This window comes from Methanococcoides alaskense, from assembly GCF_027594145.1.
In the GTDB taxonomy this organism is placed as follows: Archaea; Halobacteriota; Methanosarcinia; order Methanosarcinales; family Methanosarcinaceae; genus Methanococcoides; species Methanococcoides alaskense.
The window spans coordinates 99,739-112,347 of the sequence record NZ_JAQFFK010000001.1; the positions used below are offsets into that span (position 1 = coordinate 99,739).

A 12,609-nucleotide genomic window follows, 5' to 3' on the forward strand; every position below is an offset into this window, starting at 1 on the left:
ATGCACAATCGAAAGTTTGAAAAAATATCTGAAAATACCTTTTGTATATGATTTACAATTCTAGACAGGCTTCCACAAAATTAATTCCTAACTTCGTCATAGAGAATGTAGGAGTTGGAAATGAAGACATTTTTAGCACTTCCAACTTGTCGAGTGCTTCAGCAAAAGCACTAAATGATTCTTCCAAGGAGTTATCTGTCAAACATCGGACTCTTAACAAATTGTCAATACTAATTCCAATTTCTTCGTGTGTAAAGTCAAATTCAATTTTAATTTCTCTTATAGAAATGCCACAATTAGTAATACGCCTAATCATTCTATCACGATCAGATAGGCTTATTTGAGGTGAGTAATACTTTAAAGCTGAATCATATGTAAACTTTAGAATCTTTGCATCTGTAGAAGTAAGGTTTTTTATAATTTCAATAAATGCATATCTAATTTCTGAATCAAAATTGGGGTCTAAACTATTTATAATGAGTTTGCACCAAATATCTTGTAAATCGTTGTCTTCTTCCAAACTCGCATTCTCAATCATAGGTATTGCAAATTTAGGGGGAATTGGTCTAACTGTTGTAATATCATTTTCTTTTTGGTATTCATTGACTTTGTCAATCATTCTGGTTTGGCGTTCCCATCTCAAATATTGTAATTTATCGCCCATTATGCCTACAGCATTTTCAATAGAAACACCAAAAACATTTGAGAGGAAACCGCCTAACTTGTCACCAGTGTCAAGAGCTTTTGTTCCAAATATTGCAGTTTCCGCAATAGCTTTTGAAGTTTCTTCTATTTCAGTCATACGAAAAACTACTTTATTCTTAGATATTAGTCTTTCCATAGTATTTTTAGATGATATTGTTTATTATCTTTCGTATCTCCTTTGTATTACGATTAAAGTCACCTTCTCTCACTCTATCCTGTAATTTCTTCAACGTACTCCTGTATTTAATCCCAATCTCTCTAGCTTCGACAGGAGTTAAATTAAGTACAAATTCTCTTAACTTCTCAATATCGTGATACGTCTCAACAGTATTGCTCTCCAACTCCTGCATCTCAATATTATTGGCTTCCTTCCCAATATAAATAACAGAATCAGCCTGAACATGCTTCCTTTCCAATACTCCAATTTCACTAATGAAAGAAAAGAATATGAAATATATACTTCAAAAATGATATGCCACTCTATACTCTGAATGAGATTCTTGATGAGTGTTTTACAATGAAATCTTCGAGCTGAAAACTCTTTGTGTTAGCTACAATTTCTCTTTCGATATTGGCAGAATATCAAAAGTTAGCTTAGTGCGAGTTTAACATGATAGGCAATATAAATTCCTAACATGAGTACTGCTATAATCTTAAAAAATACTGTTATACTTTGAAGTTTCATTATGATCAAGTCCTTTATTTTTATCCTTCTATATAATGGTCTCTTCTTCTTAATTAACTTTTATGGAGGCAGTATTCAAAGTAAAGGCTTGCACTTTTAACATTCTGTTTAATGCAGTGTAATGTACTTTGGAAAATCCCATCCTTTTCCATTCAGTGTAACCGATAGCAAAAATCTGCTTTCTCAATAGATCAGTATCATTCCTTTCTACCAAAACCGCCGCCACCGGGAGTCTCTATCACGAACACATCCCCTTCTTCCATATCCACTTCGGCGGTTGGTTCCAGCTCCTGTGTCCTTCCGTCTTTCCTGATCACCATATTCTTACCGCATTTCGCTTCTGAACCGCCGTTCGAGCCAAAAGGAGGATATTTCCGATGTGAGGATATTATTGCTGCTTTCATTTCCTCAAGGAATCGCATTTTACGGACAACGCCATTTCCTCCGCAGTATTCTCCTTCCCCTCCGCTTCCCTTCCTTATGGAGTATTCTTCAAGGAGCACCGGAAAACGCAATTCCAGGACCTCGGGATCGGTCATCCTGGAATTCGTCATATGGGTCTGTACAGCATCGGTTCCATTGAATCCGTCTCCTGCACCTGAACCACCGCATATGGTCTCATAATACTGGAATTCCTGATTCCCAAAGGTGAAATTGTTCATGGTTCCCTGTGATGCGGCTACAATTCCCAGTGCGCCATAGAGGGTATCCACGATATACTGTGAGGTTTCCACATTTCCTGCTGCAACTGCTGCGGGGTGGGACGGGTTCAATAAACATCCTTCCGGTATTATTATATTGAGAGGTTTCAGACATCCTGCATTCAATGGGATATTGTCCTTTACAAGAGTGCGGAAAACATAGAGTACGGCAGCCTTACATACGGATGCAGGGGCATTGAAATTATTATCCTGTTGCGGTGACGTTCCTGTAAGGTCAATGGTTGCCGAGCGTTCACTCTTATCGATCTTGATACTTGCGTGAATATGGCTGTCATCATCAAGTTTGTAAGTGAATTCTCCGTCATGCAGGACCTCGATGACCTTCCTCACAGCTTCTTCGGCGTTATCCTGCACATGCTGCATATATGCCTCAACCGTTGGCAGCGAATATTTCTCCACCATCTGCTCGAGTTGTTGTATGCCCTTTTCATTCGCAGCGACCTGTGCCCTGAGGTCCGCGATGTTCTGGTGATGATTGCGTACGGGATACTCACCACTATTAAGGAGTTCGATAACTTCCGTCTCCCTGAAATATCCCCTGTCCATGAGTTTGATATCATCTATCAATATCCCCTCCTCAAAGATGGAACTGCTCTTAGGTGGCATCGAACCCGGGCTGATCCCTCCGATATCGGCATGGTGACCTCTTGAGGCAACATAGAACTGCACTTTTTCAGAGCCGCAGAATACCGGGGATACAACAGTGATGTCAGGAAGGTGTGTGCCGCCGGCATAAGGGGAGTTCAGCATATATGCATCCTTTTCATTCATTCTCCCCTTTCTGTTCCTTATCACTGCTTTGATGGACTCTTCCATCGATCCCAGGTGTACAGGTATGTGAGGAGCGTTGGCGATGAGATTTCCTTCCTAGTCGAAGATCGCACAGGAAAAATCAAGCCTCTCTTTGATATTGACCGAATATGCGGTGTTTTGAAGGCTATAGCCCATCTGCTGCGCAATTGACATGAACCGGTTGTTGAACACTTCAAGCATGATCGGATCGACCTTTGTCCCGAGGGCAACATGCTCCTTTGGAGGCACCGTGCGCGTGAGGACGATATGGCCATGAGCATCTATGTCCGCTTTCCATAATGGTTCAACAATTATCGTAGTATTATCTTCAATGATAAGGGCTGGTCCTGTTACGGAATGTTCGGCATCTAAACAGCAGCGTTCGTAGACATTTGCGGTCTGGTATCTTCCATCGGTGTACATCTGTACCGTTCCGCATGGTCCTGAATCATTCTCGGAAGTTTCCATCTTTTTTCTTTCCACATGGATCTCATTTGCTCCGATCATCTCTACGGATGCTGCTGAAACCACAATTTCCTTTTCCATTACAAAACCAAAACGCTTCCTGTGGGCCTCAAAGAATCTTGTGGTTATTTCCTTCCTACTTCCGAACTCGATTTCCATGGGAGTGTCCGTGCCGCTGTATCTCACATGCACTTTCTTTTTGGCGATGAGTCTGTCAGGTGAGACACCCTGCTGCTGCATTGACTGACGGCCTTCATTTTCCATTTCAGTGAAGAGCTCTCGTATTTGCTCTATGGTGGTATCATTCAGGTCCTTCTCCACGGACCTTTCAAGTATCATTCTCTGGTCTGCCAGACCCATTCCATATGCTGAAAGGACTCCTGCATATGGGTGGATGAAGATCGTGCTCATTCCCAGTGAATCCGCGACAAGGCAGGCATGTTGTGCGCCAGCTCCTCCGAAACAACAGAGTGTATAACTTTTAAGATCGTATCCTCTCTGTGTTGAGATCTTCTTGATGGCATTTCCCATGTTCTCGACAGCGACCGTCAAAAATCCCTCTGCCACTTCTTCAGGGGATATGTTCTTGCCTGACCCTTCCGAGACCTTCGATGCCATTTCCTCAAACTTTGCGTGAACGGTTCCTTTATCGAGGGGTAATGTGCCTGACTCGCCGAAAACCTGTGGGAAATATTCTGGGATTACTTTTGAGAGCATCACATTACAATCAGTGACCGTCAGAGGTCCGCCTTTCCTGTAGCATGCAGGCCCGGGTTCGGATCCTGCAGAATCAGGTCCTACCTGAAATCTTCCATTCTCATAGTGCAGTATAGACCCGCCCCCTGCGGCGACCGTGTGGATGTGCATCATCGGCGAATAGAGGTGTATCCCATCGATCTCGTTCTCAAATGAGCGCTCATATTCCCCGTTATAGTGTGCTACGTCCGTGGAAGTCCCGCCCATATCGAAACTTATGATCTCCTTGAATCCGGCAACTTCTGATACAGTTGCTGCCCCCACGATACCTCCGGCAGGACCTGACAGGATGCTGTCCTTGCCTCTGAAAGAGGTCGCCTGTGTCAGCCCTCCGTTGGATTGCATGAACAAAAGGCTGGTGTCATCTCCATTGGATCGCAATACTGAATGTATCCTGTCAACATAGCGCTGCAATACGGGCGAAAGATACCCATCCACCATTGTCGTTTCCCCGCGTCCTATTATTTTTATGAGGGGGCTGATCTTATGGGACAGGGAAATGTGTGTGAATCCTATCTCCTTTGCTATCTTTTCAATGGCAAGCTCATGCTCCGGGTAACGATAAGAGTGCATAAGGGCTACTGCAAGGGAATGTATTCCGGAATCATGAAGTTCTTTAAGGTCTTTCCTTAATCTGTCCTCGTCAAGGGGTGCCAGCTCTTCACCATTGGAACTGTAGCGCTCTTCAGCTTCGATAACACTTTTATAGAGGACTTCGGGGAGCTTGATGTCAAGTGCAAATATGTCCGGTCGGTTCTGGTATCCTATTCTCAGGGTATCCCTGAACCCTTTGGTTACCACAAGGGCAAAGTTCTCGCCTTTTCTTTCAAGAAGCGCATTTGTGCCTACTGTGGTTCCCATCTTTATGCATTCAATGTCCTTTGTTGGCAATTGCTCATCTGCTCCGAGGTCAAGTATCTGGCGTATCCCTTCAATTGCTGCATCTTCATAATGTTCCGGGTTTTCCGAGAGTAGTTTATGGGTAATGGTCTCTCCCTCGGGGGATCTGCCAATAATGTCTGTAAATGTTCCTCCCCTATCTATCCAGAATTGCCATCTGTTTTTTACGGACATGTTCAACCTCGGTATCTTGCAAAATTGTTTATCTATACAGCTCCTACAATTATTTATGTCGTTCTCATCCCTGGATGCTCAGATACTGTACATCCTGAACTCTTATGCTGGTTTTGACCCCATTGTGGTATTTTTGTCAGTGGCAGGAGCTGATATATTGTGGCTATTGATAGCTGCTATTCTGTTCTTATCGATCTCAAAGGAGAAAGCTCTCTATTATTGTTCGATGATGCTGTTCTTGGTGGGGGCGGTTGCCTTGATCAAATCACAGTTAATGGTACTCCGTCCGGAAGATGTTCGATTTGTTGTGGAAGCCTCAGGCTATTCCATGCCAAGTGCACATTCGACAGCTGCCTTTGCAACAGCTATGTTCTTGTATCCGGTAGCAAAAAAATATGGTATTCTTATTTGGTCAGGTGCAATTGCAATGGCTTTAAGTCGTGTGTTTGCAGGTGTGCATTACCCTTCTGACGTGATGGCAGGAGCTGTGCTCGGTATAATGATAGGCTATTTGTTGTTACAAATTGAGGCATATTTCCAAAAAAAGAGTATATGAATTAATTGATGGTGCTCGCTGATATTTCAGATATGAGCTGTTAGCGAGAACACTTTTCGCCAACTATCTTTATCGGATATCGTTCTGTAAGGCATCCCAGGCAAAGTTCGTCCTTGTGAATACCTATTGATTTGATAAGACCTTCTATGCTGAGGTATCCCAGTGAATCTGCTGTGATGGCATTTTTCACGTCAATAAGAGGCTTTTTAGCGGCAATGAGCTCTTCTCTTGAAGCCATATCGATGCCCATGTAGCATGGTGCAATAATGGCAGGGCTTCCTATCCTTGCATGTACCTCTTTTGCACCTGCGTTACGTACCATCTCGATTATGCGTCTGGACGTCGTACCGCGAACGATACTGTCATCGAGGATGATGACCTTTCTGTCCCTGAGGTTCTCAGCTATTGTGTTCATCTTAAGACGAACTGCTGTTTCCCGCATTTCCTGTCCCGGGAGGATGAACGTACGTCCTATGTAACGGTTCTTCATCAATCCTTCTCTATAATTGATGCCTGACTCATCAGAATAACCTATTGCAGAGGTGATTCCTGAGTCTGGTACAGGAGAAACAATATCCGCATCTACCGGGTGTTCTTTTGCAAGTTCTCTGCCTATCTGCTCGCGAACCTTGTAAACAAGCTGACCATCAATGATGGAATCCGGTCTTGCAAAATAGATGTACTCAAAAACACAGTGAGCACAGTTTTTTTCAGTTAACATCTGATGGCCTTCAAAACCATTTTCCGTTATCTCCACAACTTCGCCGGCTTTAACATCCCTTGTTAATTTACCGTTGAGTGTGTCGATGGCAACGCTTTCCGATGCAACTACATATCCGCCGTCGATCTCTCCTACGCATAGTGGTTTGAATCCCAGTGGGTCTCTCACAGCGAAAAGTCGATCATCTATCATAATGGCGAGTGAATATGAACCTTTGAGCATTGACATAACTTCCTTGATGGATTCAAGGGGGTCGTGTATTAGCAATGCTTTGACAAGAAGGTGAGCTATGACCTCTGTGTCAGAACTAGTTATAAAAATGCGTCCTTCGGATTCCAGCTCATCCCGAAGTTCCTGTCCGTTCACAAGATTTCCATTATGCGCAATTGCAAGATTTCCATTCTTGAAGTTCACCATCAAAGGCTGACAGTTGACTATGTTAGAATCTCCGGTGGTCGAATATCGAACATGTCCGACACCGAGCCTACCTTCGAGCTTCAACAGTTCATCCTTGGAATATACTTCCGGGACAAGACCCATGCCCTTGATGGACTTGAGTTTATCACCGTTCTTTACCGTAATTCCTGTGGACTCCTGTCCCCTATGCTGCAAAGCATAGAGTGCATAATATATTTGGAGTGAAGCGGGTTTTGCCTTCGTATCAGCTGTATGCATCAATACGCCGACAACACCACATTCTTCTTTCATTTATGCTCCAAATGAGTAAATTCAATTAGAATTTACACTTTCTTTGCCACTGGTAGCTTCGCATGCGTGATGTTCTTCCGAATCCGCATGACGTGCACTGTTTTGTATGGATGTTGAGTGAAACGCTTCCACAGCGTCTGCATTTTGCATGTGTGCGTTTCTGCCTCTTACCCATTGATGGAGTACCTTTTGACATCTTTTAATCACCCTTTTGTATTATATAATATGTATTTTGCAGCCTATCTCTACTGCTGGTAAATTGTAATAATTATATCCGTGGATTTCTCCTGACGCATCTATTGTTCATATAGGTTACGGAGACACGTAGACTACGTTGTCTCCTCTGATAACAACTCCACCTATTTTGCGAACGATCTCTCCGTCCTTTAATTCTTCTGCTTCGTCCAGAACAAGGTTCATGTGGACATCATATCCCTGAAGTACGCCTCTAAATTCTCTTGCGCCTTTCAATCTTACAATCACTGATGTGTTCAATGAATCATTCAATATATCTAGAGGTCTGTTTCCCATATCTATTGCCCCAATTGTGGTAATGAAATTATAATTTATAGTTCCTTATGTTGTATTTGAACTTGATAAGCGTTTAGTTCTTAACTTGAAGCTCCAATGTTGTAAATACAATATATAAACCTATCGAAATGCGTAATATCATTTCAAACCTATTATAGTTGAGGTCATATATCATTCCTCCTCATCGAGTTGCTAATTACACTTCTAAATAACCACTTGTTTTTTATCCAAAAAGTTCAATCCTAGACCTTATGATAAGAGAAGGCTTAAAAATGGATGAGATGGGGATCATTCCCGTTGTATTGACCATCGCCGGTTCTGACTCCGGCGGCGGTGCAGGTATTGAAGCTGATATCAAGACCCTTTCTTCCCTGTATGTGCATGGTGCATGTGCTATTACCTCAGTGACCTCACAGAACACCACAGGCGTTCAGAGTGCTTATGGGGTACCTCCAACCGTGGTATCCGACCAGATGGATGCAGTATGCACTGATATGGACGTCAGGTGGGCAAAGACCGGTATGCTTTCATCTGCCGATATTGTCAGGGCAGTTGCAGATCGTGTGAAAATGTATGGCCTTAAAATTGTCGTTGATCCTGTGATGGCCGCAGAGGCAGGTGGAGTTCTTCTCGAACAGGATGCTGTATCTATCCTTAAAGATGAACTTTTACCCATAAGCTATGCTGTAACTCCTAACATCATTGAAGCAGAGATCCTTTCAGGTATGTCCATAACTACCCGTGAGGATGCCATGGAAGCTGCAAAAGCTATAGCTTCCCTCGGGTTGAAGGCAGTTATCATCACTGGCGGTCATTCCGATGGGGTGGACCTCGTCTACGATTCAGTGACCGATGAGTTCACAGAAGTGTCTGGCAAGTTGATCGAAGGTGGGACCCATGGTTCTGGCTGTACTTATTCATCAGCGCTAACCGCCTATCTTGCAAGAGGCTATTCCCTTCAGGATGCCGCAATTGGTGCCAAGGAGTTCGTAGAATACGGCATCCTTTTGAGCAAGAACATTGGCAAAGGCGTGGGTCCGGTGAACCAGATGGGCTATCTCCATACAATGGCAGCAAAAGAAAGCGTGTTGAGGAATGCCGAGGAAGCTGTCAGGATGCTGGAAGATGATGTTAACTTCGCCAGCCTTGTTGCAGAGGTCGGTTGTAATATCGCCATGGCTATCCCTCATGCCCGGGAAGTGAAGGATGTAGCTGCAGTTAACGGAAGGATAGTGAAGCTTCAGGGCAAACCCAAGGTTGTAGGATGTGTCAGCATGGGTGCAAGCAGCCATGTGGCACGTATAGTATTGGCTGCGATGGAGTTCGATCCCAGTATGCGTGCAGCAGTGAATATTTACTATTCTAAGAACGTGCTTGCCATCTGTGAGGACATGGGACTTACCATATCATCTTTCAGTCGTCAGGAAGAGCCTGAGGACACACACACCATGGATTGGGGTGTGACATATGCCATCGACTCGTATGGTCGTGTGCCTGTCATCATCTATGATGAAGGCGGTGTGGGCAAGGAACCAATGGTCCGTGTACTCGGAAGGGATGCAGTGGAAGTGGCAGGAATTGCTCTGGAGATCGCAGCACGTCTTACAAAAGAGCAGGCATGATCTTTTAAATGCCTGCTTTATAATTTTTCTTCTCTTTTTATCTGACTGCTAATACTTCCACCGGTGAGTTCCTGATAACTTTATCAGCGACACTACCAAGTTTGAACGTTCCGTCTGCGGTCATTCCAAGCGTACCGATCACCACCATGTCCACATTCTCTTTCTTGGCTGTGTTCAATATCGTAGCTGCCGGATGTCCTTCTTCGATAATGGTCCTTACATCTATGTTGAGGGGCTTTCCTAGGTCCTTTACATAGGCGGTGATCCTCTCTCCCTTCTCCATAAGATGTTTGTGCCTTTCAGTTTTCCATTTCTCATCTGCGATACGGGCAAATTCCCTCCACTGCTCACTTGTCATGTGTTCAGTGGCGGCGACTTCCATTGAAGCGAGATAGTCTCTGTGCACTGTTTCAGGAGTTATCCCGACGGAATCCATCTCCATAACGTACAGCGCAAGAACACTGGCGCCACATGAGGATGCGATCTTCAATCCTGACATTACGGCCTTCTCTGCATTTACAGACCCGTCGGTAGCTATCAAAATAGTTTTATATTCTTTACAATTCGTAATAATACCCCCGCGAATAGTTATAGAAAACTATCGCGGGGCAGAAAATAACTGTTTTGGTCAGCGAACTATCACTACGACAGTTCCATTGACATCAAGGACATCAACAGACCTTCCGGCAGAGATGACCTCTTTCTCAATGACCACACTTTCCGGCTCAAGCTCGATATCCTCACCATCTATATTGATGTTGATGTTCCCTTTTGAGATGATCTCTGCAACTTCCACAGGGTCCATGGATGTCAGGGTCTTGATTATGGCCCCTGCCTGTTTCCTGAACTTCGGGCCTATGATGGCCATGTTCGGCTTAACGTTCACAGGCACATGCTCAAAGTCCGGCTCCCCGCTAATTACCTCTACGGTCGAGTTCGTGACACCTGTCAGGTCTGAAGCATCTCCAAGGGATGCATATACCTCGATCATTTCAAGGGGTGCGTTGAGTGCCATACCAGATTCGGATTTGTATCTTCTGATACTGCCCGCAAGGTCCTTGATAAGCTCTCCGTCCTTCTCGATATCCTCATCGATGAGTGTCTCATCAACAGCTGGCCATTCCTGAACGTGTATGCTTCCCTCTCCTATCCTTGAGTACATCTCCTCTGCAAAGAACGGAGCAAATGGTGCAAGCATGCGTGAGAGTCCATCAATGGCAACATACAGTGTGTACTGTGCTGCCCTGCGTGCTTCCTTGTCCTCACCATACAGCCTGGACTTCACAAGCTCTATGTAGTTATCTGCAAGGGTCTCCCATGCGAATCCCCTTATGGATTTGTATGCCTCGTCGAACTGGTATGCATCAAGGCTTGCGGTGACCGAACTGATGAGCCTGTTAAGATTGCTCAAAAGCCATCTATCGATGACATTGAGTTTCTCCGGTTTGCCGGACGTGATCTCTGCAAGCTCGTCTTCGATATGTGACATGGAGAATCTGTAGATACTCCACATCTTAGTGAAGAACCGGGATGCTGATACCACATCCTTCCATCTGAACATCACATCGGAGCCGGTGGAGCCACCTACTGCTGCCCACTGCCTGAATGCATCCGCACTATGGTCCTTGATGACCTCTTCAGGTGAGATGACATTTCCGAGGGATTTGCTCATCTTGTGGCCGTCCTCTCCGAGAACCATTCCGTTGACGAGTATGGATTCCCAGGGCTTCTTGCCAGTAAGTGCCATTGAACGGAGTATGCTGTAGAAAGACCATGTGCGAATGATGTCGTGTCCCTGTGGGCGCAACTGTGTTGGGTTTCTCATCTCCTTATCGCTGAGCCATCCTGCAACATGTAACGCAGTGATGGATGAATCCATCCACGTATCCAGGACATCCTCTTCCGGTTCGAAATCCTCACTGCCGCACTTACATGCCACAGGTGGTTGCTGTTGTGTAGGGTCGATAGGAAGCCATTCCTCTTCAGCGACCATGACCTCGCCACATTTCTTACAATACCAGACAGGTATTGGTGTTGCGAAGATCCTCTGGCGTGAGATACACCAATCCCACTCCATGGTGTTGGTCCAGTTCTGAAGTCTGACCTTCATATATTCAGGCAGCCATTCGATCTCATCTGCTGTCCTGAGTATCTCATCATTATCGATCTTAACGAACCACTGCTTTTCGGACAGGATCTCGATAGGAGTTTTGCATCTCCAACACATTCCAACATTCTGCTCAAGCGTATTCTGCTCGTAGAGATGCCCTTCGCTCTTGAGGTCTTCGATAATAGCCGCTTTACATTCAGGTATTGTCATTCCTGCGTATTTCCCGGCTATCTCGGTGATGATACCGCTCTTGTCAATTCCCTTCCTTAACGGGAGTTTGTGTTCTAGCCACCATCTGACATCCTGTTTATCACCAAAGGTACAGATCATGACCGCACCTGTACCGAATGTTGGGTCAACGTCCTTGTCAGCTATGACCTCTACATCATGACCGAACAGTGGTACTTTCATTGTCTGTCCGATGTATTGCTTATAACGCTCATCTTCTGGATTGATCGCGATGGCAACACATGCCGCAAGCAGTTCCGGTCTTGTCGTGGCTATCTCCAGCTTGTCGAAGTGTAGGAAGTTAAGCTTGGTATCCCTTGAATCGTATTCGACCTCTGCAAAAGCAATAGCTGTTTCACATCTTGGACACCAGTTGACAGGGTGCTCTGACTGGTACAAACGGTCCATGTCCTTCATCTTGACAAAAGATGCCTGTGTCTTGACGTAGTACTCAGGCTCCATTGTGACGAACTCATTGCTCCAGTCAGTTGAGAAACCGAGGCGGTGCATTGTCTTTCTCATCTTGTCGATGTTGCCGACGGTCAGTTCTTCACACATTTGCCTGAATTCTGTACGTGGTACCTGATTCTTTGTAATGCCGTGGGTTTCCTCTACCTTCACTTCGGTAGGGAGGCCGTGGCAGTCCCAGCCTTGCGGGAACATCACATTAAAGCCCTGCATCCTCTTGTATCGGGCAACAAAATCGATATAACACCAGTTAAGGGAGTTCCCTATGTGGAAATTTCCAGTAGGGTATGGGGGTGGGGTATCAATGATATACTGGGGACGGCTTTCGTCTTTCCAGTCAAAATGATACATTGACATATCCCAGTCGTTTTGCCATTTTTCTTCTATTTCGTGAGAATCGTATTCTTTAGGAATTGTCATTAAAACACTCCAATTATTATTGAAAAGTATCTATGTATTTTGATAG

Annotated in this window: 9 protein-coding genes and 1 pseudogene; 2 read left to right on the forward strand and 8 right to left on the reverse strand. The window is 44.7% G+C overall.

What is annotated here, in order from left to right; genetic code table 11:
- Nucleotides 1-52: 52 nt before the first annotated feature.
- The 3 genes and pseudogenes from PBV53_RS00535 to PBV53_RS00545 form a co-directional block, all read right to left on the reverse strand.
- Nucleotides 53-802: an Abi-alpha family protein gene (locus PBV53_RS00535; protein WP_270095257.1), complete on the reverse strand. Its 750-nt coding sequence runs from the start codon at nt 800-802 to the stop codon at nt 53-55.
- A 46-nt stretch (nt 803-848) separates the two neighbouring features.
- Nucleotides 849-1,121, reverse strand: coding sequence for a hypothetical protein (locus PBV53_RS00540; RefSeq protein WP_270095258.1), 273 nt, complete (start codon nt 1,119-1,121; stop codon nt 849-851).
- Between the two features lie 466 nt (nt 1,122-1,587).
- Nucleotides 1,588-5,199: pseudogene (locus PBV53_RS00545) on the reverse strand (hydantoinase B/oxoprolinase family protein).
- 55 nt (nt 5,200-5,254) lie between these two features.
- On the opposite strand from PBV53_RS00545, the gene PBV53_RS00550 reads away from it, so the two are divergent.
- Nucleotides 5,255-5,755 (forward strand): phosphatase PAP2 family protein, encoded by a 501-nt coding sequence (locus PBV53_RS00550; RefSeq protein ID WP_270095259.1) that lies wholly within the window; start codon nt 5,255-5,257, stop codon nt 5,753-5,755.
- A gap of 40 nt (nt 5,756-5,795) precedes the next feature.
- Here the strand turns inward: PBV53_RS00550 and purF are convergent, their stop codons facing one another.
- From purF to PBV53_RS00565, 3 genes are all read right to left on the reverse strand, one after another.
- Entirely contained in the window at nt 5,796-7,184 is a 1,389-nt protein-coding gene (gene purF, locus PBV53_RS00555) for an amidophosphoribosyltransferase (protein ID WP_270095260.1), read from the reverse strand.
- Nucleotides 7,185-7,209: 25 nt separating this feature from the next.
- Complete coding sequence (locus tag PBV53_RS00560; RefSeq protein ID WP_011500181.1) at nt 7,210-7,380, reverse strand: 50S ribosomal protein L37e; 171 nt, start codon at nt 7,378-7,380, stop codon at nt 7,210-7,212.
- Between the two features lie 116 nt (nt 7,381-7,496).
- On the reverse strand, nt 7,497-7,715 hold the full coding sequence (locus PBV53_RS00565) for an LSm family protein (RefSeq protein WP_250867132.1): 219 nt from the start codon (nt 7,713-7,715) through the stop codon (nt 7,497-7,499).
- Between the two features lie 272 nt (nt 7,716-7,987).
- Between PBV53_RS00565 and thiD the strand changes: the two genes are divergently transcribed.
- Nucleotides 7,988-9,337, forward strand: a complete 1,350-nt coding sequence (thiD, locus tag PBV53_RS00570; RefSeq protein ID WP_333482259.1) for a bifunctional hydroxymethylpyrimidine kinase/phosphomethylpyrimidine kinase — start codon at nt 7,988-7,990, stop codon at nt 9,335-9,337.
- Between the two features lie 37 nt (nt 9,338-9,374).
- On the opposite strand, the gene PBV53_RS00575 is transcribed toward thiD, so the two are convergent.
- Nucleotides 9,375-9,878 (reverse strand): universal stress protein, encoded by a 504-nt coding sequence (locus PBV53_RS00575; protein ID WP_270095261.1) that lies wholly within the window; start codon nt 9,876-9,878, stop codon nt 9,375-9,377.
- A gap of 87 nt (nt 9,879-9,965) precedes the next feature.
- Nucleotides 9,966-12,563, reverse strand: coding sequence for a valine--tRNA ligase (locus PBV53_RS00580; protein WP_270095262.1), 2,598 nt, complete (start codon nt 12,561-12,563; stop codon nt 9,966-9,968).
- Nucleotides 12,564-12,609: the final 46 nt, after the last annotated feature.

What these genes read in the sequence shown, in the direction of transcription:
- PBV53_RS00535 (WP_270095257.1), bottom strand. Translation starts at nt 802, where the DNA reads ATGACTGAAATAGAAGAAACTTCAAAAGCTATTGCGGAAACTGCAATA.
- PBV53_RS00550 (WP_270095259.1), top strand. Translation starts at nt 5,255, where the DNA reads ATGTCGTTCTCATCCCTGGATGCTCAGATACTGTACATCCTGAACTCT.
- purF (WP_270095260.1), bottom strand. Translation starts at nt 7,184, where the DNA reads ATGAAAGAAGAATGTGGTGTTGTCGGCGTATTGATGCATACAGCTGAT.
- PBV53_RS00560 (WP_011500181.1), bottom strand. Translation starts at nt 7,380, where the DNA reads ATGTCAAAAGGTACTCCATCAATGGGTAAGAGGCAGAAACGCACACAT.
- PBV53_RS00565 (WP_250867132.1), bottom strand. Translation starts at nt 7,715, where the DNA reads ATGGGAAACAGACCTCTAGATATATTGAATGATTCATTGAACACATCA.
- thiD (WP_333482259.1), top strand. Translation starts at nt 7,988, where the DNA reads ATGGATGAGATGGGGATCATTCCCGTTGTATTGACCATCGCCGGTTCT.
- PBV53_RS00580 (WP_270095262.1), bottom strand. Translation starts at nt 12,563, where the DNA reads ATGACAATTCCTAAAGAATACGATTCTCACGAAATAGAAGAAAAATGG.